The 25,461-nt window shown below is 69.4% G+C and carries 28 protein-coding genes and 1 riboswitch; of the genes, 13 read left to right on the forward strand and 15 right to left on the reverse strand.

Translation table 11 applies throughout. The annotated features are described in order from the left end of the window. Positions 1-2 precede the first annotated feature (2 nt). The 11 genes from cobJ to LRG07_RS09770 are packed head-to-tail and all read right to left on the reverse strand — an operon-like array spanning position 3 to position 9,770. Entirely contained in the window at positions 3-1,316 is a 1,314-nt protein-coding gene (gene cobJ, locus LRG07_RS09720) for a precorrin-3B C(17)-methyltransferase (protein WP_201170393.1), read from the reverse strand. Then, on the reverse strand, positions 1,313-1,711 hold the full coding sequence (locus tag LRG07_RS09725; protein ID WP_201170394.1) for a cobalamin biosynthesis protein: 399 nt from the start codon (positions 1,709-1,711) through the stop codon (positions 1,313-1,315). Before LRG07_RS09725 ends, cobJ begins: the two co-directional genes overlap by 4 nt. Beyond that, on the reverse strand, positions 1,711-2,451 hold the full coding sequence (locus LRG07_RS09730; RefSeq protein WP_238642253.1) for a cobalamin biosynthesis central domain-containing protein: 741 nt from the start codon (positions 2,449-2,451) through the stop codon (positions 1,711-1,713). Before LRG07_RS09730 ends, LRG07_RS09725 begins: the two co-directional genes overlap by 1 nt. Then, positions 2,448-3,200: a precorrin-2 C(20)-methyltransferase gene (gene cobI / locus LRG07_RS09735; RefSeq protein ID WP_201241925.1), complete on the reverse strand. Its 753-nt coding sequence runs from the start codon at positions 3,198-3,200 to the stop codon at positions 2,448-2,450. Before cobI ends, LRG07_RS09730 begins: the two co-directional genes overlap by 4 nt. Then, the gene (gene cbiE, locus LRG07_RS09740; protein ID WP_201170397.1) at positions 3,197-4,495 is read right to left on the reverse strand and encodes a precorrin-6y C5,15-methyltransferase (decarboxylating) subunit CbiE; all 1,299 of its coding nucleotides are present in this window, start codon (positions 4,493-4,495) and stop codon (positions 3,197-3,199) included. Before cbiE ends, cobI begins: the two co-directional genes overlap by 4 nt. Further along, positions 4,492-5,160, reverse strand: a complete 669-nt coding sequence (locus LRG07_RS09745) for a precorrin-8X methylmutase (RefSeq protein WP_238634890.1) — start codon at positions 5,158-5,160, stop codon at positions 4,492-4,494. The genes cbiE and LRG07_RS09745 overlap by 4 nt, the downstream gene beginning before the upstream one ends. A gap of 10 nt (positions 5,161-5,170) precedes the next feature. Next, a complete protein-coding gene (locus LRG07_RS09750) occupies positions 5,171-5,995 on the reverse strand; it encodes a sirohydrochlorin chelatase (protein ID WP_238642254.1) in 825 nt (274 codons plus the stop codon). A 12-nt stretch (positions 5,996-6,007) separates the two neighbouring features. Next, complete coding sequence (gene cobM, locus LRG07_RS09755) at positions 6,008-6,787, reverse strand: precorrin-4 C(11)-methyltransferase (RefSeq protein ID WP_201170400.1); 780 nt, start codon at positions 6,785-6,787, stop codon at positions 6,008-6,010. Next, positions 6,777-7,574, reverse strand: coding sequence for an ABC transporter ATP-binding protein (locus LRG07_RS09760; RefSeq protein WP_201170402.1), 798 nt, complete (start codon positions 7,572-7,574; stop codon positions 6,777-6,779). The genes cobM and LRG07_RS09760 overlap by 11 nt, the downstream gene beginning before the upstream one ends. After that, positions 7,571-8,662: an iron ABC transporter permease gene (locus LRG07_RS09765; protein ID WP_238642255.1), complete on the reverse strand. Its 1,092-nt coding sequence runs from the start codon at positions 8,660-8,662 to the stop codon at positions 7,571-7,573. Before LRG07_RS09765 ends, LRG07_RS09760 begins: the two co-directional genes overlap by 4 nt. Beyond that, positions 8,655-9,770, reverse strand: a complete 1,116-nt coding sequence (locus LRG07_RS09770; RefSeq protein WP_238642256.1) for an ABC transporter substrate-binding protein — start codon at positions 9,768-9,770, stop codon at positions 8,655-8,657. The genes LRG07_RS09765 and LRG07_RS09770 overlap by 8 nt, the downstream gene beginning before the upstream one ends. 141 nt (positions 9,771-9,911) lie before the next feature. Then, a riboswitch (cobalamin riboswitch) is annotated at positions 9,912-10,085 on the reverse strand. 239 nt (positions 10,086-10,324) lie between these two features. On the opposite strand from LRG07_RS09770, the gene LRG07_RS09775 reads away from it, so the two are divergent. Then, positions 10,325-11,500, forward strand: a complete 1,176-nt coding sequence (locus LRG07_RS09775; protein WP_201241929.1) for an HD-GYP domain-containing protein — start codon at positions 10,325-10,327, stop codon at positions 11,498-11,500. Position 11,501: 1 nt separating this feature from the next. Here the strand turns inward: LRG07_RS09775 and LRG07_RS09780 are convergent, their stop codons facing one another. Next, entirely contained in the window at positions 11,502-12,059 is a 558-nt protein-coding gene (locus LRG07_RS09780; protein ID WP_201241930.1) for a trans-aconitate 2-methyltransferase, read from the reverse strand. 117 nt (positions 12,060-12,176) lie between these two features. Between LRG07_RS09780 and LRG07_RS09785 the strand changes: the two genes are divergently transcribed. From LRG07_RS09785 to LRG07_RS09795, 3 genes are read left to right on the forward strand one after another with little or no spacing between them, the layout of a single operon-like run. Then, positions 12,177-13,346 carry an HD-GYP domain-containing protein gene (locus LRG07_RS09785; RefSeq protein ID WP_238642257.1) on the forward strand — a complete coding sequence of 390 codons (1,170 nt, stop codon included), beginning with the start codon at positions 12,177-12,179 and terminating at the stop codon, positions 13,344-13,346. 40 nt (positions 13,347-13,386) lie between these two features. Beyond that, positions 13,387-14,622: a diguanylate cyclase gene (locus tag LRG07_RS09790; RefSeq protein ID WP_238642258.1), complete on the forward strand. Its 1,236-nt coding sequence runs from the start codon at positions 13,387-13,389 to the stop codon at positions 14,620-14,622. A 58-nt stretch (positions 14,623-14,680) separates the two neighbouring features. Next, positions 14,681-15,418: a glutamine amidotransferase gene (locus LRG07_RS09795; RefSeq protein ID WP_201241932.1), complete on the forward strand. Its 738-nt coding sequence runs from the start codon at positions 14,681-14,683 to the stop codon at positions 15,416-15,418. Positions 15,419-15,442: 24 nt separating this feature from the next. Here the strand turns inward: LRG07_RS09795 and apbC are convergent, their stop codons facing one another. From apbC to LRG07_RS09810, 3 genes are read right to left on the reverse strand one after another with little or no spacing between them, the layout of a single operon-like run. Next, positions 15,443-16,540, reverse strand: a complete 1,098-nt coding sequence (gene apbC, locus LRG07_RS09800; protein ID WP_201241933.1) for an iron-sulfur cluster carrier protein ApbC — start codon at positions 16,538-16,540, stop codon at positions 15,443-15,445. Further along, positions 16,537-17,001, reverse strand: a complete 465-nt coding sequence (locus LRG07_RS09805) for a molybdenum cofactor biosynthesis protein MoaE (protein WP_201241934.1) — start codon at positions 16,999-17,001, stop codon at positions 16,537-16,539. Before LRG07_RS09805 ends, apbC begins: the two co-directional genes overlap by 4 nt. A 25-nt stretch (positions 17,002-17,026) precedes the next feature. Further along, positions 17,027-18,805 (reverse strand): ABC transporter transmembrane domain-containing protein, encoded by a 1,779-nt coding sequence (locus LRG07_RS09810; protein ID WP_370641531.1) that lies wholly within the window; start codon positions 18,803-18,805, stop codon positions 17,027-17,029. Positions 18,806-18,983: 178 nt separating this feature from the next. Here LRG07_RS09810 and LRG07_RS09815 point away from each other — a divergent pair, with 178 nt between their 5' ends. The 9 genes from LRG07_RS09815 to LRG07_RS09855 all read left to right on the forward strand — a co-directional run bounded on the left by LRG07_RS09815 (position 18,984) and on the right by LRG07_RS09855 (position 25,459). Then, a complete protein-coding gene (locus LRG07_RS09815) occupies positions 18,984-19,325 on the forward strand; it encodes a high-potential iron-sulfur protein (protein WP_201241936.1) in 342 nt (113 codons plus the stop codon). Positions 19,326-19,452: 127 nt separating this feature from the next. Next, entirely contained in the window at positions 19,453-20,133 is a 681-nt protein-coding gene (gene ccmA / locus LRG07_RS09820; protein ID WP_238633923.1) for a cytochrome c biogenesis heme-transporting ATPase CcmA, read from the forward strand. A gap of 9 nt (positions 20,134-20,142) precedes the next feature. Next, entirely contained in the window at positions 20,143-20,811 is a 669-nt protein-coding gene (gene ccmB, locus LRG07_RS09825; protein ID WP_201170415.1) for a heme exporter protein CcmB, read from the forward strand. 95 nt (positions 20,812-20,906) lie between these two features. Beyond that, complete coding sequence (locus LRG07_RS09830; RefSeq protein ID WP_201241938.1) at positions 20,907-21,731, forward strand: heme ABC transporter permease; 825 nt, start codon at positions 20,907-20,909, stop codon at positions 21,729-21,731. Next, positions 21,731-21,919, forward strand: coding sequence for a heme exporter protein CcmD (ccmD, locus tag LRG07_RS09835; protein WP_201170419.1), 189 nt, complete (start codon positions 21,731-21,733; stop codon positions 21,917-21,919). The genes LRG07_RS09830 and ccmD overlap by 1 nt, the downstream gene beginning before the upstream one ends. Positions 21,920-21,922: 3 nt before the next feature. Further along, positions 21,923-22,372 (forward strand): cytochrome c maturation protein CcmE, encoded by a 450-nt coding sequence (gene ccmE, locus LRG07_RS09840; protein WP_238642260.1) that lies wholly within the window; start codon positions 21,923-21,925, stop codon positions 22,370-22,372. 2 nt (positions 22,373-22,374) lie between these two features. Next, the gene (locus LRG07_RS09845; RefSeq protein ID WP_238642261.1) at positions 22,375-24,402 is read left to right on the forward strand and encodes a heme lyase CcmF/NrfE family subunit; all 2,028 of its coding nucleotides are present in this window, start codon (positions 22,375-22,377) and stop codon (positions 24,400-24,402) included. Next, positions 24,399-24,932 carry a DsbE family thiol:disulfide interchange protein gene (locus LRG07_RS09850; protein WP_201170425.1) on the forward strand — a complete coding sequence of 178 codons (534 nt, stop codon included), beginning with the start codon at positions 24,399-24,401 and terminating at the stop codon, positions 24,930-24,932. Before LRG07_RS09845 ends, LRG07_RS09850 begins: the two co-directional genes overlap by 4 nt. Then, on the forward strand, positions 24,929-25,459 hold the full coding sequence (locus LRG07_RS09855) for a cytochrome c-type biogenesis protein (RefSeq protein WP_201170428.1): 531 nt from the start codon (positions 24,929-24,931) through the stop codon (positions 25,457-25,459). The genes LRG07_RS09850 and LRG07_RS09855 overlap by 4 nt, the downstream gene beginning before the upstream one ends. Positions 25,460-25,461 lie beyond the last annotated feature (2 nt).

Genomic DNA, 25,461 nt, shown 5'->3' on the forward strand with positions numbered 1-25,461 from the left:
ACTCAGCCCGCACGCCCCGATGCGTCCCCGGCCGGGTTCCTGCCGGTAACACGCTGCAGCGAAAGCAGGCCCCGACCGCGTTCATCCACCAGCTCCAGGCTGCAGTGCTGGCAGGTACCGGCTAGCGCCCAGGCCGCGGCCACGCGCTGCCAGTCGAGTTCGACCCGGCCGCCTCCGGCACCGAGGACCAGCGTCTCACCGTCGTAGTAGAGCCCCGCACCAGCCACCGAACAAACCATGCGCGTTCCGGCCGGCCCGCGCACGACGGCCCGGATCCGCGGCCACTCGCGGCACTCCTCCAGGTGACGCGGCAGGTCCGTCACCTCGATCCGGCTGGTCATGAACGGCGTATCCGGCTCCGCCACGTCGTCCGCAACGGCGGCCAACGCCTCGGCCCAATCGACGTCGAAATGCGCCGCCGCGGCCTCCAGGCTTGGCGTCTGCTGCTCGCGCAACCACTGACGCAGGACCACCGGCCAGCCCTCCAGCCCCAGACTCAGCGATTGCCCGCGCTGCTCACCGGGCACGGGCGTGCCAGCCTCGGCGTACTTGGCGGTGTAGCCCCGCGGGGTCACCATCCGGCCGTGCTCGAACCGGGTCGAGCGGTTGCCGATGATCACCGTGCTGAGCATACTCGGCTCGGCCTGGTGGAGCTGCTCTAGGGGCAGGTGCTGGACCTGCTGGCGCTCGCGGTAGGCCGAGCGGACCACCGCCACCGGAGTCTTCGGATCGCGATAGCGCAGCAGGATCTCCTGCGCCCGGGCGATGTGCGCCTGGCGGCGTTTGCTCGCCGGATTGTAGAGGACGGTGACGAAGTCACCGCGCCCGGCGGCCTCCAGCCTGCGCGCGATCACCGGCCAGGGCGTGAGCAGGTCCGAGAGCGAAATGGTGCAGAAATCGTGGGTCAGGGGGGCACCGACCAGGGCAGCGCAGGAGGACAGCGCCGAGGTCCCCGGCACCACCTCCACCTGAACCTCCCCGGCGCCCCCCTGCCAGCCCTGTTGAAGCAGGAACTCGTAGGTCGGCCCTGCCATGCCGTAGACCCCGGGATCGCCGGAAGAGACCAGGGCCACCACCTGCCCGGCCCGGGCCGCTTGCCAGGCTGCCTCGACCCGGTCAAGCTCCTCGGTCATGGCCTTGCCGATCACTGTCTTACCTTCCAGCAGCTCCGGGATCAGCTTGAGGTACGTCTGGTAACCGATGACCACCTCGGCCTCGGCGATCGCCTCTCGGGCCCGCGCAGTCATGTGCGCCGGGTCACCCGGGCCGATCCCCACCAGAAGGATCTGCCCCGGAGGGGGAACATCGCCTGTCATGCGTTCAGCCTCGCTATCGATACCGTGGCGTTGCGTCCGTCGCCGCCCCGCCAGCGGCGTTTCTCGATGATCAGATCGGCGCTGTCGGCATCGGCCCGGCACAGCGCCGCCGCTTCGGCGACCGCCGGCGTCCCGGTGTGCCGGCGCACCACCTCAGAGGGGTGCGGCACCGGGATCGCGGCCAGTTGCGTCGCCGGATAGAAAACCAGGGGCCAGCCGTGGGCCCGCGCCAGGGCGTGCAGCGCCGGTTCATCGCGCTTGAGGTCGATACTCGCCACCGCAACCACGTCCGCGTTGCACAGCCCAGCCTCGGCCAGTGCCGCGGCCACCGCCGCGGCCACCGTCTCCTCCGCCGCACCGCGGTCACAGCCAATCCCCAACACCACACGCGGCATTACGGACCCCGGCGCGCGGTTCGGTAGCGTACCAGCCGATCGCCCAGGCGTGCCTGCCAATCGGCGGACGGCGCCTCGTCGCGGACCCAGAGCACGGCACTGTAGGCCCCCGGGTCCAGGGCATGGGACTTGGTGAAGCGGTACAGGTTCGCCGGTGGTGGGGTTGCCGGGCGCCAGGTGTCGGCCTCCTCGATCAGCGCGACCGGCTCACCGTGAAGCAGCGCCGCCGCGGCCCGACGTAGGGCTGCAGTGGACGCCACCACCCGCCAGCCCTGCTCCCGGCCGAGCAGGTCCACCGCAGGCAACCCGCGTCGGTCCGAGGCCGTGGTCACCACGGGAGTGGCGCCGAGTTCCCGGGCGACGCGCTGCGCCCAGGCATTGGCCCCGCCCAGGTGGCCGCCGAGCACCGCCACGGCGAAATGCGCCGAATCATCCACGCTGACCACCCCGGGGTCACGGGTCTTATCGACCAGATACGGGGCGAGCAGGCGCACACAGGCACCCACCGAGGCGAAGCAGATAACCTGTTCGAGGGGGGAGCGGAGACGCTCCCCCAAGGCCTCCGCGAGTGCCCCGGATGCCACCGGCGTGCAGCGCTCGCCGTGGTCGGCCAGCAGTGGCGCGACCCGCTCGGTGACCAGGATTTCCGCCCCGGGCCAGAGCACCGCCAGGCGCGCCGCACCGGCGGCACCGCCACGGCTGACCACCACCAGCAACAGCCCTGCACCCGCCTCGCTCAAACGCCCTCGCCTCCTCCGCGGGGCGCGCCGGAGCGGCCCTTGCAGACCATCAGCAGCGAGAGGTAATGAACCGTCTCGCCGCGCAGCCCGGTGATCTCCGTAACCACCCGCTCCTGAGGGGTGCCGACGCGCTCGACGAAGACGCTGGCGTCGCTCAACCCGCGCCGCTCGAGCAGCTCGATCAGCGGGTCGAGCAAGGGCTTGACCTTGAGCAGCACCAGCGTATCCACCTCCGGCAACAGTCGTTCCACGGTCTCCATCCCGTACCCCCCCGGGAGCACCGCCAGCGCGTCGCCCTGGCTGGCCAACGGCCAGCCGACGCGCGCCGGGGCCGCCAGGAAGGAGGCCACCCCCGGGATGGTCTCCACTCCGGCACCGGGCTCCTCGGCGAGCACGGTACGGGCCAGGTGCCCGAAGGTGGCGTAGGTCGAGGCATCGCCCTCGACCAGGAAGGCCACATCCCGCCCCTGCGCCAGGGTCGTGGCCACGGTCGTCGCCGCCCGCCCCCAGTGCAGCGCCAGCGTCCCCGGGTCGTGGGTCATCGGGAAGACCAGGGGCATGGCATCGTCCGGTGCCACCAGCCCGCCGCGCTCGACGATATCCAGCGCGTAGCTGCGCTGCCCTTGGGCCCGCACCGGATACGCCCAGCGCGCATCTCCCTGCAGGACCTGCCAGGCCCGGCGCGTGATCCATCCAGGATCCCCGGGGCCCAGCGAAACCCCGATCAACCTTCCCGAGGCTGTCGTCATGCTGTCTCCGTCTTGTTCGCCGTGAGTACCCAGACCGGGTTCTCCGCGCGGAAAGTGCGCATCCCGGCCAGCTCACCACTGCGGCTGGCCTGCAGCTGCACCGCCTCCCACTGCACGGTCCCCTGGGCCGCGGCGGCATCGAGCCGGGCCATGGCCTGTTGGAGATTCTCCAGGGTCACCACGTTGATCACCAGCCGCCCGCCCGGACGCAGTCGCTCCAGGCAGTGGTCGATCAACGTGCCCAGTGCTCCGCCGGAGCCACCGATGAACACCGCGTCCGGATCCGGCCATTGTTCCAGCCCCTGCGGAGCCCGGCCGTGATGGAGCGTGACATTCCCCGCCCGACGCCGGCGCCGATTCTCCTCGGCGATGGCGAGATCCTCGAGGCGGCGCTCCATGGCCCAGACATGCCCCCGCGGGCAGAGCCTCGCGGCCTCGAGGGCCACCGCCCCGGAACCGGTCCCGATATCCCAGACCCGGCTCTCGGCGGTCAGCGCCAGACTGGCCAGGGCAACCGCCCGGACCTCCCGCTTGGTGATCAGGCCGCGCTGCGGGCGACGCTGGGCAAACGATGCATCGGCCCCGGCGAATGGCCAGGCCAGTGCCGCCGTACGGCGCCGCACCAGCGCCACATGGGGCTGCGCATACCGGTGCGCCGCAGCGCTGCCGAGCGGCGCCGGCGGATGGAGCTGTTCATCCTCCCGCCCGATGCGCGCCACTACGGCCACCTCCAGTTCTTCATCGCTGTAGCCGACCGCCTGCAGCTGCCGGGCCAGCCAGTCGGCGCCATTCTCACCGGTGGTGTAGACCGCCACGCGCTCGTGATCATCCAGGGCACGCAGCACCCCGCTCATCGGGTGCTCGGGCGACGCCGCCTGCGCCGACCAGTCATCGGCCGCGCGGCCGTGCACCGAGGCGATGGCGGTCTGCGCCACCGGCCAACCGAGCCGGGCACAGGCCAGCTGAACCAGCGACGGGGCCGGCAGTACCCGGCAGCGCGCGGCACCGAGGCTCGCGGTGACGCGCTCGCCAATGCCGTGGCAGAGCGGGTCGCCACTGGCAAGAACCACCACGTGCCGCCGCTGCGCCGCCGCGGCCTCGATCCAGGCCGGAACTTGCGCCACGCTGCCGGTCAGATCCCGGCGCTCCGCCCCGGGGGCCAGGGGCGCACAGGTTTCGAGAACGCGCCGCCCGCCGATGAGCAGATCCGCCCCGGCGATCGCCTCGCGGGCAGCAGGCGCCAGCGCTTCGGGGCCGTCATCCAGCACGCCGACGATGGTGCACACGGGGCTCACGCGCCGGCCTCCCCGGCCAGGCCAAGCAGGGCGTGGAGGCAGGCCACCACCGCCGGCGTCCCGCCCTTGCGCCCGGCCGTGGCAATCCACGGCACCCGCTGTTGCGCCATAGCCTCGTCGCTGGACTCGGCGGCGGCGACAAATCCCACCGGCATGGCGATCAGAAGTCGCGGCGCCACCTCGCCACGCTCGATGCGCGCGAGGATCGCCCGCAGGGCGGTCGGGGCGTTGCCCACGGCGACCATGGCGCCGTCGAGCCGCCCCTGCTCGGCGGCCAGGGCGACGGCCTGCTCGGCCCGTGTCGTCCCGGCGCGCTCGGCACGCTCCGCCGCTTGCGGGTCGTTCATCAAGCAGTGGGCCTCGACCCCGAAATAGCGCAGGCGTGCCGCCGAGAGGCCGACCCGGATCATCTCGACATCGACGAACACCGGCGCCCCGGAGCGGATCGCCGCCACCCCGGCTGCCACCGCCTGGGGATGGAAGCGGGTCACACCGTTGAAATCAAAATCCGCCGTGGCGTGGATCATGCGCCGGACTACCGGCCACTGTGCGGTGTCGTAGGCGCTGCGATCTCCGGCCTCGGCATCAACACGGGCGAAGGAGCACTCCTCGATACGCCGCCCGGAGGCGGTCTGCTGCTCGGTCACGGACGGCTCACGGGACATTGCGGCACCCTCAGTGGTGGTGATGATGGTGGTGATGACCGGCCGCGGCCCGGTGCGGACAGCCGTCGCACTCGAGCATGGCCTGCCCGGTCCGCGCCTCCTCCACCCGGTGGGCGATCAGATCGAAGACTTCCGGCTCGAAACCGAGATAATCCGCCACGGCGAAGACCGTCCGGGGATACTGGATGCGCAGCCGCTCCACCTGTTGCTCGATGCGCTCGATCAACCGTCCGGTGAACAGGTAGTACGGCAGGATCACCTGTTGCGTCGCGCCCAGCAGGTGGTGGCGCTGCACCACCGCCTCCAGGCGCGGGTGCGTCACGCCAGTGAAGGCGATATCGACCAGGTCATGCTCGCCACCCTCGTAGAGCCACCGCCCCAACCGCGCGAGCTCCCCGTTGGCGGTGCGGTCCGAGGACCCCCGACCGAGCAGGATGACGCCGGTGGTCCGCGGATCGGGGACGTGCAGGGCCTGCATGGCATCGCGCAGACGCCGCTCGACCAGACCCAGCGACGATTCACTGACTCCCAGGTGGCGTGCCAGGCGGAAATCGACGCCGGGGTGCCGCTCTCGAGCCGCATCGACCTGCTCGGGCACCTCGAGTTTCACGTGCCCGGCGGCATTGAGGATCAGCGGCACGGCAATGACGCGCTCGGCACGGGCCGCGGCGCGATCCAGGCCCTCGCTAAGCAGCGGATCGGCGAACTCGATGAAGCAGGTCTCCAGTCGCCAGTCCGGATAGCGCTCGGCCAGCATCCCGGCGAACCGGCGGATCTCCTCATTGCCGTCCTCTTGGCGTGATCCATGCCCGATCAGAAGGATACAATCACTCATTCAGAAACGTCCTCAGCTTTCAGGGCGGCGGAAACGGTGCGCGAAGTCCGGATCGTAGAGCCGCGAGCGCGCCGCCGGCGCCGCCTGCCGCGCCCCCAGCGCCGGTCCAACCAGGATCATCGTCTGGCTGTTGAGCCCGGCGGCGCGGCAGTCTTCGGCGAGATCGCGGATGCAGGTGCGCAGCACCTGCTCCACCCCGGGCCAGGAGGCGCGGTGGACCACCACCACCGGGGCATCCTCTTCCCAACCACCCCGGCAGAGGGCGTCCGCCAGGCGCTCCAGCAGGGTGATCGAGAGATAGATGCACAGGGTGCTGCCGTGGCGGGCTAGGTCGGCGAGCTGCTCGCCGGCCGGCATGGGGGTACGCCCCTCCACCCGGGTGAAGATCACGGTCTGAGTCCCCTCGGGCAGGGTCAGGCTCTCGCCGGCGGCCGCCGCGGCAGCCATCGCCGAGGTCACCCCCGGGACCAGGTGGACCGGGATGCCAGCCGCATCCAGCGGACGCACGATCTCCACGAAAGCGCCGTAGAGCCCCGGATCGCCGGGCTGCAACCGCACCACGCGGCGTCCGGCCCGGGCGCGCTCGAGCAGCCAGCCCTGGATCTCCTCCAGGGTCATGCCCTTGGAGTCGGCGACCTCACAGTGGGGCGGCGCCCATTCCAGCACCCCGGCGGGTACCAGCGAGCCGGCGTAGAGCACGGCGTCCGCCGCCGCGACACGATCCCGCCCGCGGACCGTGATCAGATCGGCCGCCCCGGGCCCCGCCCCCACGAACCAGACCTCACCCGTCATGCACACCCCCTCTCTGCTGCAATCGGTAGCCGACCACGAAGGGCGCCTGCTGGTGCTCGACAACGCGGACATCCACGTCATAGGCGGCACGGATGGTCGGCGTGTCGATCACCGCCTGCGGCGGTCCGTCGGCCATGACCCGGCCATCGCGCAGCAGCACGATGCGGTCAGCCAGTTGCACGGCGATGTTGATATCGTGGAGCACGACCAGCACGCCCTGCCCCTGTTCCCGGGCGCACGCGGTCAGGATCTCGATGGCATCGCGCTTGTGCTTCATGTCCAGATGGTTGGTTGGCTCGTCGAGCAGCAGGAACGGCGTCTGCCGGACCAGCGCCCGGGCGATGGCCGCTTTTTGCCGCTGCCCGCCGCTGATCTCGGTCAGCGGCGCCTGCGCCAAATCCGCCATACCCAGACGCTCGAGCACAGCCTCGGCGCGGGCGAGGTCCGCCGGATCGTGCCGCCAGCTCGCCCGACGCAGACCGAGCAGTACACTCTCGAGCACGGTCAGCGGGTAGACGGCATCGGCGGTCTGCGCCACGTAGGAGAGCCGGCGGGCGATGCGCGCCTGCCGCTGCCCCTGCACCGGCTCACCGGCGATGGTGAGGGTCCCGTGGCGCGGACGCAGGATGCCGGTGATGCACTTGAGCAGCGTGCTCTTGCCAGAGCCGTTGGGCCCGATCAGGGCGACCACCTCGCCGGCTTCCACGCGGGCGTCGACACCGCGAAGCACCTCGGTGCGCCGATAGGCGTAGCGCACGCCGCGCAGTTCGATCCCGGTCGCCGTCACGCCCCCCCTCCCGTCTCGCGGCGACGCAGGATCAGGTAGATGAAAAGCGGCGAACCGATGAACGCCGTGACCACCCCCACGGGCAACACCACCGATTCGAAGGCGTGCAGCGATACCAGATCCGCCAGCGTCAGCAGCAGGGCGCCAATCAGGGCAGTGGCCGGGATCAGGAAGCGGTGATCCGAGCCGATCAAAAGCCGCGCTAGGTGCGGCGCCACCAGACCGAGGAAGCCGATCCCGCCGGTGAACGCCACGGTGACCGCAACCAACAGGGCGACCAGGAACATCAGGCCGATGCGCAGCGGACCGACCGCGATCCCCAAGCTGGTGGCGGTCTCGTCACCGAGCAGCAACCGGTTCAGATCGCCGCTTTTCCAGAGGAAGACCGGCAGGGTCGCCACCAGCGCCGCACTGATGAATACGAAGCTCTCCCAGTCGGCGCGGCTGAGGCTGCCCACGCTCCAGAACATGACCTCTCGGGTGGCGTCGGCATCAGCGAAGTAGATCAGCAGCGTCGTGGTCGCCCCGAAGAAGTACATCAGGGCGATGCCGGCGAGGATCAGGCTCATCGGCGTCGCCCCCTTCCACTGCCCGATGAGCAGGATGAGCAGGGACACCGCCATGGCGAAGAGGAAGGCGTTGCCGACGATGCCGTAAACACCGAAGGCCGAGAAGCCGAAAATGATCGCCAGCGCCGCCCCCAGCGAGGCTCCCGAGGCGATCCCCAGGGTGAACGGCGAGGCCATGGGATTGCGCAGCAGGCTCTGCAGGATGACGCCGCCGAGCGCCAGCCCCATGCCGGCCACCATCGCGGTGGCCAGGCGCGGCAGGCGGATGTTCCAGACCACGTTCTCGGTCTGCGCGCTGACCCACGACGCCCCGAGCGGGCGAGCCACCAGCGCCTGCACCACCTCGCTCAGCGGGATGCCCATCGGGCCCAGCGCCAAGCCAAAGCCCGCCGTAGCCACCAGGGCTGCCGCCAGGCCGAGCAGCACCAGCGTCTTGGCCCGGTTCGCGCGCGTGTAGTCGTCAATGAGGCCCCGCGGTGGCGCCGGCCGGACGGGGGTGCCGACGGTCAACTCAGCCATCCTCGAGGCTGCTGAGCTCCATGAGCCGGTCGTAGAGACCGGGGTCGCCGTAGAAGACCTCCAGAATCTCCTCGCCGCGGTCGCGGAGATCGACGCCTGCCATGGCCTCCGGGTAGAGGACGCGAGCCATGTGCACCAGATCGATCAACCCCGTCGCCAGGTCCCAGCCCATGTAGGTGCCCTTGAAGCGGTGGATACGCTCCGCCTCGATGGCTGCTACACCGGACAAGCGCTCATCGTCGAGCACCTCGGCGCGTTCCACGCGACTCGCTCGGGACGGTGTGTGGAGGAGGATATGCTGGGGATCCCAGCTCAGCAGCTCCTCGGCACTGACCTCGCCATCGTCGCCGGCACGGCCGGCAGTGACCATCTCGGCACCGAGCAGCTCGACGGGGAAGTAGAAGGAGACGTGGTTGTAGAGATTGCGCCGGTGGGCCAGATAGACCCGAGGCGGCTGCTCGCCAGCGACCCGCTGCTGCACGGCGGAGACCGTGGCGTGGTAGAAATCGAGCAGCTCTTCGGCCCGCTCCTCGCGACCGGACACTTCGCCGAGGAGCCGGTAGGCCTGTTCGATCTGCTCCTCGACGGCCTCCTGCGACGCCCGCTCCCGGCCCAGGGTGTTCAGCGCCACCACCGGTACGCCCAGCTGTTGCTCGTAGCGTTCTGCCTGTTCGGCCATCGCCTGATCGTCATCACCGCGGCTGAAGGCCCAGTAGATAAACAGATCCGGCTCCGTGGCGAGCACCCGCTCGGCACTGAACTCCGAACCGGGCTGGCCGCCGCCGACCATGGCCACCTCGTCAAGGCGCCCGAAGGCCTCGACCTCGATGGGCTTCGCCTCGGAGAAACGCGAGCCGTACATATCGCTCGGGATGCCCACCAGGCGCTCCTCAACCCCCAGGTGGAGCGCCATGCGGAAGGCGTCGACATTGACCGTGGCGATCCGCTTGGCCGATTCCGGGACCTCCACGCTGCGGCCGAGCATATCCTCAACCTCACGGGTTTCCCGGGCACCCCCTCCATCCGGATCATCGTCGAGGGCATCCCCACACCCGCCGAGGATAAGGCCGACCCCGGCCACGAGGGCGATGCATGGATTGCGGTGCATGGCTCCTCCAGTCACTGGATCCAGTACGCCATGCGGGGAGCGGGTCGGAAACGGGCACGCCGTGGCGCTGGGACAGGGCGCGGCTGAAGCTACCGTCACCGCCACGCACGGTTCCCCGCCGTGTGGCTGCGACCCCCAGACCGGTCTCCGGGCTCGCGAGCGGGGTCGAACCCCGGGCGCCGCGCCTTCCCGCACCGGGTGCCAGGGACACCGTGGATGCAGTGGCGATGCAGCGCCCACTCTCGCCTACCGTTGCGGGGACAGCGTCGGCCTTGCCTGCGCCCGCCCGGGCCGCAGTGCGCACCGACTTCCCGACCGTCCCCGGCGCTGTCGGGCGGACCACGCGGCGGGGAACGGCCCCGGCAGCGATGGTAACTGCCAGGTCACCTGGGGAGGCTGGACTCTACGGCCGGCTCGGGGCAGCTGTCAACGCGGCCCGATCGGGCGCCCAGCCGGGCCGATGGCCACAACCTCGAACTTTATGGCACAATTGCGCCGTATCAAAGAAGGGTATGGACGCCCGCGACCCCTCCCGACCCCCCGACGGAGATGTCATGGGCACAGACGCGAATTCACCCTGCCCCCAGGCGGGTGACATAGTCACCGACGCGCTGGATACCCTGCCGCTGAGCGACCAGGAACCGCACCTGCGCCTTAGCGAGCGCTTTGAACGCCTGCGCTGCCATATCAACCAAGCGCTGCCCGGCGGCGCGATCCACCGCATCGCCGTCGCCATCTACGAACCGGACGCCAACCGTCTCAAGACCTACGGCGCCGGCGGCGATGCTCCCAGCCCCCTGGATCACTACGAGACCCGGCTGGGCGAGGCCCCCACCCTGCGCGCCCTGGCCGAGGCGCCGCAGGTGCGCATCATCGACGACTACCGGGAACACCCCAGCCCGAAACCGCACACCGTCAGCATCCGCGAGAGCGGGTTGCGCGCCGGGATGATCCTGCCGCTGCAGCACGACGAGAATTTCTTCGGCTTCCTGTTCCTCAACTCCCGGCGGCCGGGCTACTTCTCGGAGGCCGTCGTCGAGCGGCTGGCGCCTTACATCGACCTGGCCCGCTTGCTCGCCATCACCTCCATCCGCACCACGCAGACCCTGCGCGGCGCGGCGCGCACGGCCATGGCCTTCGGCCGTGCGCGGGACGACGAGACCGGTGGCCACCTCGCCCGGATGGCGGAGTACAGCCGACTGATCGCTCTCGAGCTGGCCGCAGCTCACGGTCTCGGCGACGAATACATCGAGATGGTCTATCAGTTCGCCCCGGTGCATGACGTGGGCAAGATTGCCGTCCCCGACGGCATCCTGCTCAAGCCCGGCCGGCTCACCGACGAGGAGTTCGCGCAGATGCGCGAGCACGTCAGCCGCGGCGTGGCCATGGTGCTGGCGATGACCGAGGAGCTGGGGCTGAGCGAGGACCGGCGGGCGGCCATCATGCGCAACATCGTCGCCTACCACCACGAGCGCCTTGACGGCAGCGGGTATCCGACCGGTGCACGCGGCGAGCAGATCCCGCTGGAGGGGCGCATTGTGGCCGTCGCCGACGTCTTCGACGCCCTGACCAGCGAGCGCCCCTACAAACGGCCTTGGGGTTTCGCCGAGGCTGCCGAGACCCTGCGCGCCGAGGCAAAGGCGGGCAAGCTGTGCGGGGAGTGCGTGGAGGCTTTCCTGCGCCGGGGCGCCGAGATCGAGGCGATCAGACAGCGCCACGGCCACCGCTGAGCTAGCCGCACACGTCCAAACGAGCGCGACAGGCCCGCGGAATCCGGTAGAGATAGACCGGGGCGTCCAGGCGCACGGGCGGCCGGTGCACGGCGCACGGTTGCCAGCCCGGGATGCGGAACGTGTTGCTCACCACCAGCGCCCCGGCGGGCAACTCCCGGCGCCATCGCGGCTCGAGCTCGCGAATCGCCTCAAGGTGCAGATAGCAAACCACCGCACGGGCATCACGGAAGGACACCTGGCGCAGGTCGCGGCGCCGGAATTCGACATTGGGCACCGGCCGGATCCACTGCAGCAGGCAGGCGAACAACCACGGCAGCGGCGAGAGCTCGTACCCGATCACCCGGGCCCGCGGGCACCGTCGCCCCACCGCTCGGGCAAGCCCGCCCCATCCAGAGCCAGCCTCGATCACCGTTCCCTCGAGCTCGGCCGGTAGCGCAGCAATCACCAGCTCCTGCCCCAGACGTGTGGAGGGCAGCGGCGAGATGCCCGTGACCACCGTGTAGCCGACGATCAGCAGCATGCCCCCCAGCATGACGACAAGAATCAACGCCTCCAAAAACACCGTTCCTCCATGGAGTCTCGCACAGCCCCGCCCAGGGCCGGTTCGTTCCGCGGGCGTATACCCACGCATAGGCTGGTAGAATGGTCGGAGCCGGACAACGAGCCTGAGACCATGAACCAGCGGGCCATCCCCACCAAGCGGGCCACCGTTCAAGCCGACGACCTGGCGCTCGGAAAGCCCGTGCCCTACGACATCGAGGACGCCTACGGGCACCTACTGCTGCGGCGCGGCTCGATTCTGCGCTCCCGCGAGCAGCTGGAGCGGCTCCTGCAGATCGGCCGGACGCCCTACCACGTGGCCGCCCGGCGTCAAGAGACCGGCGGGGTCTCGCGGTGGCGCGAGCTCGCCTTGGCCGCTTTCCGCAACCCCTTCGACCTGATCTATCAGATCTCCCGCGCGCTGCAGGAGACCTTCAAGTGGCTGGGCGAGGATAACGACCGCTTCCTGCGTCGCCTCGACCACCTCGCCAGCCGTATCGGCGACCTGGTCGAGCGCGACGCCGATGCGGCCATCGGGGCTGCCCACCTCGATGAGGCGTTCGCCTACTCGATCCGCCACCCGATCCGCCAGGCGATCCTTTGCGATGTCGTTGGCAGCCAGTTGGACATCCCGGACAGCGAGCGGCGTTCCATCGTCCTCGCCGCCCTCTCGGCGAACATCGGTATGCTCGAGACGCAGGATGGCCTTGATCGCCAGAGTGCACCACTCGACGACGCCCAGCGCAGGGACCTGGAAGAGCACCCGTTGCGCTCGGTGGAACGCCTGTCGGCAGCCGGGGTCGAGGACCCGATCTGGCTCCGGGTCGTCGCCGAGCACCACGAACGGCTCGACGGCAGCGGCTACCCGGCTGGCCTGCACGGTACTCAAATCTGCCGCGGGGCACGGCTCCTAACCATCGCCGACACCTATCTGGCGATGATCAGCAACCGTGTCTACCGGCCTGCCACGGCGGTCCGCGAGACCCTGCTCGAGCTGATGAATCAGAGTGGCCGGATCTACGACCGCGACATCCTCTCCGGGTTGATCCAGACCATCGGGATCTATCCGGCAGGCAGTTTCGTCGCCCTGGACAGCGGCGAGCGCGGCGTCGTCATCCAGCGCGGCAACCGCGGCGCCAACCCGGTCGTGGCCGTCCTGATCAAGGCCAACGGCCAGCCCACGGCACGACCGCTCTATCGCGACACCAGCCAGCCGGACATGCCCAACGTCGACTCACTGGAGCCCACCCATCAGCTGGCGCAGCGCTTCCAGCTCGCCTCGCTGTGGGGCTACGATTCCTGAGCTGCGCGCGCCGGTGCCGCGCGCCCCGGATGGAGACGCAATGGCCGCCGTGCAACGCCTGCTCAGCTCGACCTGGCTGCTTCACCTGCTGTTCCTGGCCGCCCTGGCGGCCTGGATCGTCCTGCTTGACGCCCCCTTCCCGCGCCCGGCGATCGCGTTGCTGGAGGCCCACTCGTTCGAGTTCCTCGCCATCGCCGGCGGCATGGTGGCGGTGTTGGCCCTGCTCTACCGGCGCGCCAACCTGGCCTTGCAGGCCGCCGCCATCAGCCTGGCCATCAGCGGGATCGGCGTTGCGCCGTCACCGGCCCACGGGGTCACGGCGGCCGCCATCCTGCTGCCGATCAACCTCCTGATCCTGACCCTGCTCGATGACCGGGGCCTGCTCAGCCGAGCCGGGCTGTGGCGCTGCGCCGCCCTGGCGCTGCAAGCCCTGCTCGTCCTCGGCCTGTTCCGCTACCAGCCCGACTGGCTGGAAGCACTGGCCGCCACCACCTTCCTGCCGCTTGGCTTGGCCGACTGGAGCAGCCTGCCCGAACAGGGCCTGCTGCTCGCCGCGCTGGCCGCCGCGAGCCTGCTCCTGTGGGCCCTGCTCGACCCCACCCCGGCCCACGTGGGCGCTTTCAGCGCGCTGCTGACCACCACCCTCGGCCTGGAACTGGCCCTTGCAAGGGGCGGCGAGCTGGTGCTGCCCACCCTGCTGGGCGCGGTTGCCCTCTTCCTCCTGCTTGTCGCCGTTTTACAGGAAGCCCACCGCATGGCGTTCCGCGACGGACTCACCGGCCTACCGAACCGGCGCGCCATGGACAGCCTGACGCAGGGACTGAGCGGAAGCTACGCCATCGCCATGACCGACGTCGACCACTTCAAGTCCTTCAACGACACCCACGGACACGAAGTCGGGGACCAGGTGCTGCGTCGGGTGGCGGCAAACATCGGCCGGGTCGGCGCGGGCGGGCACCCCTTCCGCTACGGTGGCGAGGAGTTCGCGGTCGTCTTCCCGGGGCGCACCGCGGAGCAGGTCGTCGAGGCGCTGGAAACGGTGCGCGAGACGATCGCCAGCACCCCGTTCCGCCTCCGGGGTAACGACCGGCCGGCCGATGACCGGCACGGCAGCCGCAAACGGGGCATCAAGCGCGGGCGGCAGCAGACGCAAATCACCATCAGCATCGGCGTCGCCGACAGCAGTACCGCGACAGACGCCGACGCCGTCGTACAGGCCGCCGATCAAGCCCTTTACCGGGCCAAGAAGGGCGGACGCAACCGGCTGGCCCAGTAGCACAATCCTCCGCAACCCCACGCCGGGATTGGAGAGGACCGATAAGGAGCTTTCGGGCATGACGAATGAGCACACCACCGACGGAACCATTTGGGTGGTCAAGACCGGACGCACCCTCCCTGCACTGCGCCGGCAGGGTGACTTCGAGGACTGGATCGGCGCCGGCCTGGGGCGTGCTCCCTGGCGCACCGTGGACGCCACCGCCGGACCCGCATCCCTGCCGAAACCGGCTCACCCGGCCGGTATCGTGGTCACTGGTTCACCGGCGATGGTCTCGCATCGTGAACCGTGGAGCGAAGCCGCCGCCGACTGGCTCGCGCAAGCCGCCGGCAAAGATATCCCGATCCTCGGTATCTGCTACGGCCACCAGTTGCTGGCCCACGGCCTCGGCGGCCGCGCCGGCCCCAACCCACGCGGCCGCGAGATCGGCACCGTCGGCGTCGAGCGCTTGGCACCGTGCGCCGACGACCCCCTGTTCGCCCCCGTGCCGGAGCGCTTCGCAGCCCACGTCACCCACGAGGAGTCGGTGCTGGAACTGCCCGAGGGCGCCGTCGTTCTCGCCGCCAACGAGCACGACGCCCACCAGGCGTTCCGTTGGGGGCGTCACGCCTGGGGCGTCCAGTTCCACCCGGAGTTCGACACCGCCATCACCCGCGGCTACATCTTCCATCGCCGCCCGGATCTGCGCCGGGAGGGCTTCGACCCGCGCGCGCTCTATCGCCAGGTCGCGGCCACGCCGGAGGCGACGGCGCTGCTCGATCGCTTCGCCGCCTACGTCACCAGCCGGGCGCGCTAGACAACGCGCCCGGCTGGCCGCTGGCTACTCGGAGGAATCACCGACGACGATGTTGGGGAAGGCGCTGCCGGAACTGCGCTCGCGCAACGACAACTGGGCCGCGACGCTGCGCGCCATGTGCCGGTAATCGGTAGCGATCCGCCCGTCGGGGTCGGCGGCCACGGTGGGGTGGCCGCTGTCCGACTGCTCGCGGATGGTGATATCCAGCGGCAGCGATCCGAGCAGGTGCACCCCGTACTGGCTGGCCATGGCGGCGCCGCCACCGCTGCCGAAGATGTGCTCCTCATGGCCACAGTTCGAGCAGATGTGCGTGCTCATGTTCTCGACGATACCGAGCACGGCCACATCCACCTTCTCGAACATGCGCAACCCCTTGCGTGCGTCGAGCAGCGCGATGTCCTGGGGCGTGGTGACGATCACGCCGCCACTGACCGGCACTTTCTGGGCCAAAGTGAGTTGAATGTCCCCGGTCCCCGGCGGCATGTCCACGATGAGGTAGTCAAGCCCCTCCCAGGCCGTCTCGGTGAGCAGCTGCTCCAGGGCCTGGGTCACCATGGGCCCTCGCCAGATCATCGGGGTCTCTTCATCGACCAGGAAGCCGGCCGACATCACCTGGATGCCGTGGCCGAGCATCGGCTGCATGTGCTTGCCGTCCCGGGACTCCGGCTGGCCACGCACACCGAGCATGCGCGGCTGGCTCGGCCCGTAGATGTCGGCGTCGAGCACCCCGACCCGGGCGCCATCGGCCTGCAGCGCGAGGGCCAGATTGGCCGTGACCGTCGACTTGCCCACACCGCCCTTTCCGGAGGCGACGGCGATGATGTTCTTGATCTCGTCCTGCGCCTTGACGCCCGGCTGAACCGCATGGGCGTGGATGCGCGTCTGCACCGAGATCTGCACCTGCTGCGCCCCGGTCCCCTGCTCGATGGCGGCACGCAGCTCCTCGCCCAGCGTCTGGCGATAGCCCCCGGCCGGGTAGCCGAGCTGCACCACCACCCGAACGCTCTCGTCGTCGATCGCGATCTCGTCAACGCAGCCGGCCGAGACCGGATCGGTGCCCAGATAGTGATCCCGGACCTGGCGCAGAGCCTGCTCCACGGCCTCACGGGTGAGATTCGTCATACCTTTCCCCCGGCAGTCGTTTTCCCATCCGCGCCGGTCAGGGGGGTCAGCGGCACCCCCTGCTGATACGCGCGGGTTCCGTCCTCATAATGCTCGTCCTTCCAGAATGGCGCCCGCACCTTGAGCGTGTCGATGGCGTAACGGGCCGCCTCGAAAGCTTCACCCCGGTGGGCAGCTCGAACCACGACGACGACGCTCTCCTCACCGATGGCCAACTCGCCGACGCGATGAACGATGCGACAAGCCCCGACACCAAAGCGCTCGATCACCTCGGCCTCCAGCTCGGCCAGCACGCGCTCGGCCATGGGGCGGTACGCCGAGTAGGCAATCGCCGCCACGCGCCGCCCCTCGTGGTGATCGCGGACCGTCCCGCCGAAAACCACCAGGGCGCCGGCCGCGGGGTCGGCGGTATCGGCGAGCAGCGGCTCGAGTGCGATGGGCTCGTCGGTCACCCGGTTCATACCACCTCCTGGCCAGTCTGCGTCATTATGACACGCTGGCTCCGCTGTCGGCCTTCGCCGGCTCGGCCCCGCCCAGCTGCAGGGCGCAGAAGCGCCGGTACAGGGGACTATGCTGCTGCAGCTCGCTGTGGGTCCCCTGGGCTTCCACCCGCCCCTGGTCCAGGACCACGATGCGGTCGGCGGCCACGACCGTGGCCAGCCGGTGCGCGATGACCAGGGTCGTCCGCCCGGCCATGAGGCGCTCAAGCGCCTGCTGCACGGCCTGCTCACTCTCCGCATCCAGTGCGCTGGTGGCCTCGTCGAGCAATAGCACCGCCGGGTCGCGCAGGATGGCGCGGGCGATGGCGACGCGCTGGCGCTGACCGCCGGAGAGCTGGACCCCACTGGGGCCGAGTTCGGTATCCAGCCCCTGCGGCAGCCGCTCGAGGAACCCGAGGGCGTTGGCGTCGTGCGCTGCTGCACGCACCTCGGCATCGCCGGCCTCCGGGCGGCCATAGCGGATGTTCTCGGCGGCAGTCCCGGTGAAAAGCACCGGCTCCTGGGCAACCAGCCCGGTGCAGCGGCGCAGCTCCCCCGGATCCAGGTCGCGCAGGTCCACCCCGTCGAGCTGCACGCAACCGGCATCCGGATCGTAAAAGCGCAGCAGCAGCTGCAGCAGCGTGCTCTTACCCGCCCCCGACGGTCCCACCAGGGCCAGTCGCTCGCCGGGGTGCGCACAAAGGGTCACCCCACGCAGTGCCGGCTGATGCGCCCGCGCCGGGTAGGCGAAGGTCACGCCATCGAAACGCACCTCGCCACGCACCGGGTGCGGCAGCGCTCGCGGGCGGTCCGGAGCCCGGATCCGCGGCTCCGCATCGATCAGCTCGAAGATGCGGTCGGTGGCCCCCATGGCACGCAGGATCTCTCCGGCCACCTCGGCCATGGCGGCCACCGACCCGGCGGCCAGCACCGCATAGAAGACAAACGCCGACAGCTCCCCGGGCGTCATGCGCCCGGCGAGCACATCGTGACCGCCCTGCCAGAGCACGGCACCGACCGCGCCGAAGACGAAGAGCAGGGCTACGCCGGTCAGCCACGCCCGCTGCCAGGTCCGACGGATGGCGGTCGCGAAGGCCTCTTCCACCCGCTCGGCATAGCGCTTGCGGTCCTCGGCCTCATGGCCGAAGGCCTGGACCGTGCCGATGGCGTGCAGCGATTCACCGGCGAAACGGCCCACGTCGGCCACCCGGTCCTGGCTGTCCCGAGAGAGGCTGCGCACCCGCCGCCCGAACCAGAGGATGGGGATCAGGATCAGCGGAATGCCCACCACCACCAGGGTGGCCAGGCGCGGGCTGGTGACGAACAGCAGCAACAGGGCGCCGACGAAGGTCAGGGCGTTGCGCAGGGCGATCGACAGCGCCGAGCCGAAGAGATTCTGCAGGACCGTGGTGTCGGCGGTCAGCCGGGACTGGACCTCGCCCGCCCCGGTGCGCTCGAAAAAGGCCGGCTCCAGGCGGAGCAGGCGGCGGAAGAGCTGCTCGCGCAGATCCGCGGCCAGCCGTTCGCCGATCCAGGTGATCAGGTAGTAGCGGGTTGCCGAGGCCAGCGCCAGGATGAGGATCATCGCCAGGGTCGCCAGCAGCGCACGATCGAGCATCGCCGCATCGCCATCGGCGAACCCGTGATCGATGACCAGCCGAAGCCCCTGGCCGATGGCCAGCACGCCTCCGGCGGCGACGAGCAGCGCTGCGGCCGCAGCGGCCAGGCGCCAGCGGTACGGCTCGAGCATGCGCACCAGGCGCAGCAGTGTCGATCGACGTCTCAGGGTCTGACTCCGTTTGCCTTGGCGGTGGATGGACCAGTAAGGTTACAGCTTGCGTGGCGCGGACATGAATCGCGACCCCCCCCCGCTTGGAACGGCGCCCCGGGGGGCGGCGCGGAACCAATTGATAAAGTCCGTGTCCCACCGTGACACCCAAGAGAAAACCGACAGGAGGGTGAGCATGAGCAACCCGATCGACGGTGACCGCCGCAAGTTCCTTAAGAACGGCGCCATGGCCGTGGCCGCCATTCCGCTGGCCACGCTGGTGACCAAGGGCACCGCCGTTGCCGGCCTGCCCGATGACGTGGAAGACCTGCCCAAGGCGGAGGATGACCACGATCACGACTACGTGAACGACGCCGCCGACACCGACCACGCCCGCTTCCAGGAAGGGCAGCTGTGCGAGAACTGCCAGTTCTGGGTCGACTACGTGGACGGCGACTGGGGCTACTGCGAGCATCCGAGCTTCACCGACGTGCTGGTGCACGGCGAGGGCTGGTGCTCGGTCTACGCACCGGCGTAAGCTGCTCGCACTTCGGCGAGCGGCTCCGCCTGCCAGGCGGAGCGACGAGGGGGCGCCGGCTGGCGCTCCCTTTTTTATACCCTGAGCGCGATCGCCACAGGGCATCGGAGGCAACCCGGGACCGACGATGGACGCCCTACGCAGCGATACACCGAACAACCAGTACACTCGCGGCGAGACCGACGCTGCGGCCAGCCGCCTGCGCGTCGAGCACCTGGCCTGCCGCCGCGGCGAGGAGTTCCTCTTCGAGGAGGTCTCCTTCGCCCTCGGCCCCGGCGAGCTACTTTTCGTACGCGGGCGCAACGGCAGCGGCAAGACGACGTTGCTGCGCACCCTCTGCGGCCTGACCGAACCGGCCCGTGGCCGCATCCACTGGCTCGATCAGGAGGTCCGCCGGCTCGATGACCGGGCCCGCCGGCAAATGCTTTACGTTGGCCACCGCGACGCCGTCAAGGACGAGCTGACCCCACTGGAGAACCTGCAGGTCCACCAGGGGCTGCGCGGTGAGTCGAGCTCTCTGGACGAACGCCTCGACGCCCTCGAGCAGGCCGGCCTCGCCGGACGCGAGGACATCCCAGTCCGGTACCTTTCCCAGGGCCAGCGCCGACGCACGGCCTTGGCCCGCCTGCTGCTCTCGCCGGCGCGACTGTGGATCCTCGACGAGCCGCTGACCGCCTTGGACCGGCGCGCCGTTGCGTGGCTCTTCGAGCGCATCGCCGGCCACCTGCAGCACGGGGGGTTGGTCATCACTACCAGCCATCAATCCATCGACGGCCTGCCCGAGCCGCGCATCCTGGATCTGGACTAGAACGACACCATGGTGAGGTCTCTCTGGACACTCCTGCGGCGCGACGTTTCGCTCATCGTCCTGCGCCGTCAGGACGTACTGACCGTCGTTGCCTTCTTCGTGATCGTCATCACCCTCTTTCCCCTGTCCATCGGCCCCGAGCCGGACAAGCTGCGCACGCTAGCGCCCGGCGGGGTGTGGGTGGCGGCAGCGCTGGCCAGCCTCATCTCGCTGGACCGGCTGTTCGCCGATGACTGGCGCGACGGCACCCTAGAGCAACTGGCCCTGTCGCCACAGCCCCTGGCCCTGGTGGCGCTGGCCAAGGTCGTGGCTCACTGGCTGGCCCTGGGGCTGCCGCTGGTGATTCTCTCCCCGGCCCTGGGTTACTCGCTGGGTCTGGAGGGGGCGGAACTGCTGGTACTCGCGCTATCATTGCTGCTCGGGACCCCGGTGTTGAGCCTGCTTGGCGCGGTGGGGGCCGCCATGACCCTGGGCGTGCGGGCCGGCGGGGCGCTGATGGCACTGCTTATCCTGCCCCTATATGTGCCGGTCCTAGTGCTGGGCGCGGGGGCGGTTTCAGAGGCGATGTTCGACGCCTCTTATCAGGCGCACCTGTCGCTGCTCGGTGCCATGCTGGCCCTGGCGCTGCCGTTGGTGCCCCTGGCGATCGCCGGGGCGCTGCGCATTGCCCTGGACTGAGACGAGAGCATCCGCGTAACGGGAACTTGACACCCGTTTCCGGGATCGAAGGCGTAGTGACGTAGACGCGTTACGGAGAACGACGGGATAACTGCATGACCGCTCGACCCATTCCCTGGCTCAAGTACACGGCACCAGCCAACTTCCACGTGCTGGCCCAGCGCCTGGTGCCCTGGCTCTGGGCGGCCGCTGCCCTGTTCGCCGTGGCAGGCCTTTACGTGGGGTTTTTTGTCGCACCCCCGGATTACCAGCAGGGCAACAGCTACCGGATCATGTTCATCCACGTCCCGGCGGCGTGGATGGGGATGTTCCTCTATCTACTGATGGCCTTATACGGGGCGATCTACCTGATCTGGCGGATCAAGATGGCCGACATCATGGCCCGGGCCATCGCCCCGACCGGAGCGCTGATGACCTTCCTGGGCCTGTGGACCGGCGCCCTGTGGGGCGCGCCCACCTGGGGCACCTACTGGGTCTGGGACGCGCGGCTGACCTCGACGCTGATCCTGCTCTTCCTCTTTCTCGGCTACATCGCGTTGCACGCCGCCTCGGACGACCGCGAGAAAGGCGGTCGGGCCGCCTCCTTGCTGGCTATTGTCGGCGCGGTCAACGTACCGATAATCTACTTTTCCGTAGAGTGGTGGTACAACCTGCACCAGGGCGCCTCGGTCATCCGGGCGGACGGGCCGAGCATGGCCGATTCGATGCTCGCTGCGCTGCTGCTGATGACCGCGGCTTTCTGGATCTACTCGGCGGCCATCGTGCTGCGACGCGCCCAGGCCGAGGCCATGAGCCGGGAGTCGCGCAAGGAGTGGGCCCGGGCGGCAGCCGCCGGCACCCTCACCCGCGACCAGCGCGAGCGGGCTGCTGACGAGACCGCGCGTGAACAGCGCATCGCGGAGTCCGGAGGAGAAGCCTGATGTGGGACGGAATCGGTGATTTTCTGGCCATGGGCGGACACGCGCCCTACGTCTGGGGGTCGTTCGGCATGGTGGCCGCGGTACTGCTCGTCGAGTGGCTGCTGGTCAGCCGCCGCCGCCGTCACCTGCAGACCATGCTTCAGCGGCAGTCGCGGCGCACGACCGCCGCACAATCGCAGGGGGAGTGAACGATGAAGAAGCGACACCAGAGGCTGTTCCTGGTACTCGGTGTGGTCGCCGGGGTGAGTGTCGCCACGGCGCTGGTGCTCAATGCCTTCCGTGACAATATGACCTTCTTCATCACGCCGTCCGAGGTGATGGCCAAGTCCGATATGCCGGAACGGCACTTTCGCATCGGCGGACTGGTCGAGGACGGCTCCGTGGAGCGTGACAGCGCCTCCACCCAGGTCCGCTTCCACGTGACCGACACCGAGGCGAGCGTACCCGTCGACTTCGAAGGCATCCTCCCCGACCTCTTCCGCGAAGGTCAGGGCGTCGTGGTCGAGGGCCGGATCACCTCCGACGGGGTGTTCAAGGCCGATAATGTCATGGCACGTCACGACGAGGACTACATGCCGGCCGAGGCGCAGGAGGCCCTGGACCGGGTCGAACACTCCTTCGATGAAGCCGGGGACTATTAACGATGCTTGGTGAGCTCGGCAACTTTGCCCTGATCCTGGCCTTCTGCCTGGCCGTCATCCAGTCGATCCTCCCGCTGGTCGGCACGGCCACCGGGGATGCCCGGCTGATGAACTCGGGCCGCTCGCTGGCCGTCGGGCAATTCGTCTTCCTGCTGGTCGCCTACCTGATCCTGACGGCGGCCTTCGTCACCAACGACTTCTCGATCCGCTACGTGGCCGAGAATTCGGCCGCAGCGCTGCCGCTGGTCTACAAGATCACCGGTGTCTGGGGTGGCCACGAGGGCTCGATGCTCTTCTGGGTCCTGACCCTCAGCGCCTGGACGGTGGCCGTGGCGGTATTCAGCCGCGCCCTGCCGCGGGAGATGCTGGCCCGGGTGCTGGCGGTGCTGGGCATGGTGGCCGTCGCGTTCATCGCCTTCACTGCCCTGACCTCCAACCCGTTCGAGCGCATCTTCCCGGCACCGACCGAGGGCACGGACCTGAATCCGCTGCTCCAGGATCCGGGGATGATCATCCACCCACCGCTGCTGTTCATCGGCTATACGGGCCTGGCGGTCGCCTTTGCCTTCGCCGTCGCCGCGCTCATTGGCGGTCGCCTCGATGCCGCCTGGGCGCGCTGGTCGCGGCCGTGGACCACAGCCGCCTGGGGCTTCCTGACCCTGGGTATCGGGCTCGGCTCCTGGTGGGCGTACTACGAGCTCGGCTGGGGCGGCTGGTGGTTCTGGGACCCGGTGGAGAACGCCTCTCTGCTGCCCTGGCTCACGGCCACCGCCCTGATCCACTCACTGGCGGTGACCGAGAAACGCGGCGGCTTCAAGGTCTGGACCGTGATGCTGGCCATCGTCAGCTTCGCGCTGACCGTCCTCGGCGGCTTCATCGTCCGCTCGGGCGTGATCACCTCGGTCCACGCCTTCGCCACCGACCCCGACCGCGGCGTCTTCCTGCTCGCTATCCTGGCGGTCACCCTGCTGGGGTCCCTGGCCCTCTACGCTTGGCGTGCCCCCAAGGTGGGGCTGGGCGGCGTATTCGGCTGGTACTCGCGGGAATCGCTGCTACTAGCGAACAACGTGCTGTTGGTGGTCGCCTGCGCGGCCATCGCCATCGGCACTCTCTACCCGCTGGCCCTGGACGCCTTTGACCTGGGCAAGATCTCGGTGGGCCCGCCCTACTTCGATGCGGTGTTCATGCCGCTGATGCTACCGCTGCTGTTTTTGATCGGCATCGGGCCGGTGGTCTCCTGGAAACAGTCGGACCCCATGGAGACGGTCCGCCAGCTGCGCTGGGTGCTGCTGGTCAGTGCCCTGATCGGCGGCGTCTGGCCGCTGACCATGGGCGCCTGGAACCCGCTCACCGCCCTCGGCCTCGGCCTGGCGGCGTGGATCCTGCTGACCGCTGCGGTGGACCTGTTCCGGCGCTTCAGCCGGCGGCGTCAACAGGGGGCTGGCAAGGCGCTGCAGGCGGCCTTGCGCCCGAGCTTCTTCGGCATGCACCTGGCCCACGGCGGCCTGGCCCTGGTAGTCATGGCCATCGCCATGGTCAACACCTATGAGGTCGAGCGGGACGTACGCCTGGCCCCGGGTGAGACGGCCACCGCCGGGGCGTACCAGTTCCGCATGCTCGACAGCGAGGTGGTCCGCGGGCCGAACTTCGATGCCCAGCAGGCCACCGTCGAGGTCCTCAATCAGGACGGCGAGGTCATCGACGTCCTCCGCCCGCAGCTGCGTTACTACGACTCGCAGCCGCAGATGCCCATGCACCAGGCCTCGCTGAACCGCGGCATGACCCGCGATGTCTACGTATCGCTGGGTGATGATCTGGGCGAGGGGGCGTGGACCATGCGGCTCTACTACAAGCCGTACATGTTCTGGATGTGGACCGGATGCCTGCTGATGGCCTTCGGCGGCTTCCTGGCGGCCGCGGATCGCCGCTACCGCATGGCCAGCGACCGGCGCACGGTCTCCGAGGCCCACGTCGACAGCAACGACAACCGCGTGGTGGGACCGGCCTCGGCGCAGGAGCCGTCATCATGAACAAGCGACTGCTGCTGCCGCTGCTGCTGACCCTGCCGGTCCTCGGCCTGCTCTACGTGGGCCTGAGCCTGGACTCGCGCAGCCTGCCCTCGCCGCTGGTCGGCCAACCGGCACCAGCCTTCGAGCTGGAGTCGCTGCGCGACTCCGGGGTCACCCTGACCCGGGAGGACTTCGTGGGCGAGATCGCCCTGGTCAACGTCTGGGCGTCCTGGTGCGAGAGCTGCCGCCATGAGCACCCCTACTGGCGCCAGCTGGCTGAGCGGGGCATCGCCATCCACGCCTTCAACTACCGTGACAGCCGGGAGAGTGCCCAGCGCTACCTGGATCTCTTCGGCGACCCGTTCCGCGAGATCGCCTACGATCCGCGGGCGGAGGCGGGCATGGAATGGGGCGTGTACGCCACCCCCGAGACCTATCTGCTGGACGCCCAAGGCGTCATCCGGCACAAGCACATCGGGCCGGTGAACGCCGAGGTACTGCGCAACGACATCCTGCCCTTGATCGAGGAACTGGAGGCGGAGCGGTCATGAGCGTAACTCTGGTTGCAGCGTCGCAGGCGCGCCGCGGCGACACCACCGGGCAGCGTCTTCGAGGGCTGCTCGTGGCGCTTTTCCTGCTCGCCGGGGCGGCGGTGGCCGCGCCGGCCGGCGCGGTCTCCATTGGCGAGCCGCTGGATTTCGAGACCGAAGAGCAGGAAGAGCAGTACTACACCCTGGTCCGGCAGCTGCGCTGCACCGTCTGCCAGACCGAGACCATCTACGAGTCGCCGGCAGAGCTGGCCGGGGACATGCGCCGCCGCGTCTACGAGATGACCGTCGATGGCTACGACAAGGACGAAATCGTCGATTTCATGACGGCGCGCTACGGCGACTACGTCCGCTACAACCCGCCGCTGCAGATGAACACAGCCCTGCTCTGGGTCAGCCCCTTTTTGCTGCTGGTCATCGGCGGCGTGGCGTGGCTGCAGGTCATCCGCCACCGTCAGCAGAAGGCGGCGCAGACTGATCTGACCGAATCCGAGCGGCGGGCGCTGGAACGTTTCCGGCGCGGCGACTAACC

Source organism: Halorhodospira sp. 9622, assembly GCF_022228025.1.
In the GTDB taxonomy this organism is placed as follows: domain Bacteria; phylum Pseudomonadota; class Gammaproteobacteria; order Nitrococcales; family Halorhodospiraceae; genus Halorhodospira; species Halorhodospira halophila_A.

Bases quoted from the DNA above. Each gene is read 5' to 3' on its own strand.
- cobJ (WP_201170393.1), bottom strand. From the start codon at position 1,316: ATGACAGGCGATGTTCCCCCTCCGGGGCAGATCCTTCTGGTGGGGATC.
- LRG07_RS09725 (WP_201170394.1), bottom strand. From the start codon at position 1,711: ATGCCGCGTGTGGTGTTGGGGATTGGCTGTGACCGCGGTGCGGCGGAG.
- cobI (WP_201241925.1), bottom strand. From the start codon at position 3,200: ATGACGACAGCCTCGGGAAGGTTGATCGGGGTTTCGCTGGGCCCCGGG.
- LRG07_RS09745 (WP_238634890.1), bottom strand. From the start codon at position 5,160: ATGTCCCGTGAGCCGTCCGTGACCGAGCAGCAGACCGCCTCCGGGCGG.
- LRG07_RS09750 (WP_238642254.1), bottom strand. From the start codon at position 5,995: ATGAGTGATTGTATCCTTCTGATCGGGCATGGATCACGCCAAGAGGAC.
- cobM (WP_201170400.1), bottom strand. From the start codon at position 6,787: ATGACGGGTGAGGTCTGGTTCGTGGGGGCGGGGCCCGGGGCGGCCGAT.
- LRG07_RS09765 (WP_238642255.1), bottom strand. From the start codon at position 8,662: ATGGCTGAGTTGACCGTCGGCACCCCCGTCCGGCCGGCGCCACCGCGG.
- LRG07_RS09770 (WP_238642256.1), bottom strand. From the start codon at position 9,770: ATGCACCGCAATCCATGCATCGCCCTCGTGGCCGGGGTCGGCCTTATC.
- LRG07_RS09775 (WP_201241929.1), top strand. From the start codon at position 10,325: ATGGGCACAGACGCGAATTCACCCTGCCCCCAGGCGGGTGACATAGTC.
- LRG07_RS09785 (WP_238642257.1), top strand. From the start codon at position 12,177: ATGAACCAGCGGGCCATCCCCACCAAGCGGGCCACCGTTCAAGCCGAC.
- LRG07_RS09790 (WP_238642258.1), top strand. From the start codon at position 13,387: ATGGCCGCCGTGCAACGCCTGCTCAGCTCGACCTGGCTGCTTCACCTG.
- LRG07_RS09795 (WP_201241932.1), top strand. From the start codon at position 14,681: ATGACGAATGAGCACACCACCGACGGAACCATTTGGGTGGTCAAGACC.
- apbC (WP_201241933.1), bottom strand. From the start codon at position 16,540: ATGACGAATCTCACCCGTGAGGCCGTGGAGCAGGCTCTGCGCCAGGTC.
- LRG07_RS09805 (WP_201241934.1), bottom strand. From the start codon at position 17,001: ATGAACCGGGTGACCGACGAGCCCATCGCACTCGAGCCGCTGCTCGCC.
- LRG07_RS09815 (WP_201241936.1), top strand. From the start codon at position 18,984: ATGAGCAACCCGATCGACGGTGACCGCCGCAAGTTCCTTAAGAACGGC.
- ccmA (WP_238633923.1), top strand. From the start codon at position 19,453: ATGGACGCCCTACGCAGCGATACACCGAACAACCAGTACACTCGCGGC.
- ccmB (WP_201170415.1), top strand. From the start codon at position 20,143: ATGGTGAGGTCTCTCTGGACACTCCTGCGGCGCGACGTTTCGCTCATC.
- LRG07_RS09830 (WP_201241938.1), top strand. From the start codon at position 20,907: ATGACCGCTCGACCCATTCCCTGGCTCAAGTACACGGCACCAGCCAAC.
- ccmD (WP_201170419.1), top strand. From the start codon at position 21,731: ATGTGGGACGGAATCGGTGATTTTCTGGCCATGGGCGGACACGCGCCC.
- ccmE (WP_238642260.1), top strand. From the start codon at position 21,923: ATGAAGAAGCGACACCAGAGGCTGTTCCTGGTACTCGGTGTGGTCGCC.
- LRG07_RS09845 (WP_238642261.1), top strand. From the start codon at position 22,375: ATGCTTGGTGAGCTCGGCAACTTTGCCCTGATCCTGGCCTTCTGCCTG.
- LRG07_RS09850 (WP_201170425.1), top strand. From the start codon at position 24,399: ATGAACAAGCGACTGCTGCTGCCGCTGCTGCTGACCCTGCCGGTCCTC.
- LRG07_RS09855 (WP_201170428.1), top strand. From the start codon at position 24,929: ATGAGCGTAACTCTGGTTGCAGCGTCGCAGGCGCGCCGCGGCGACACC.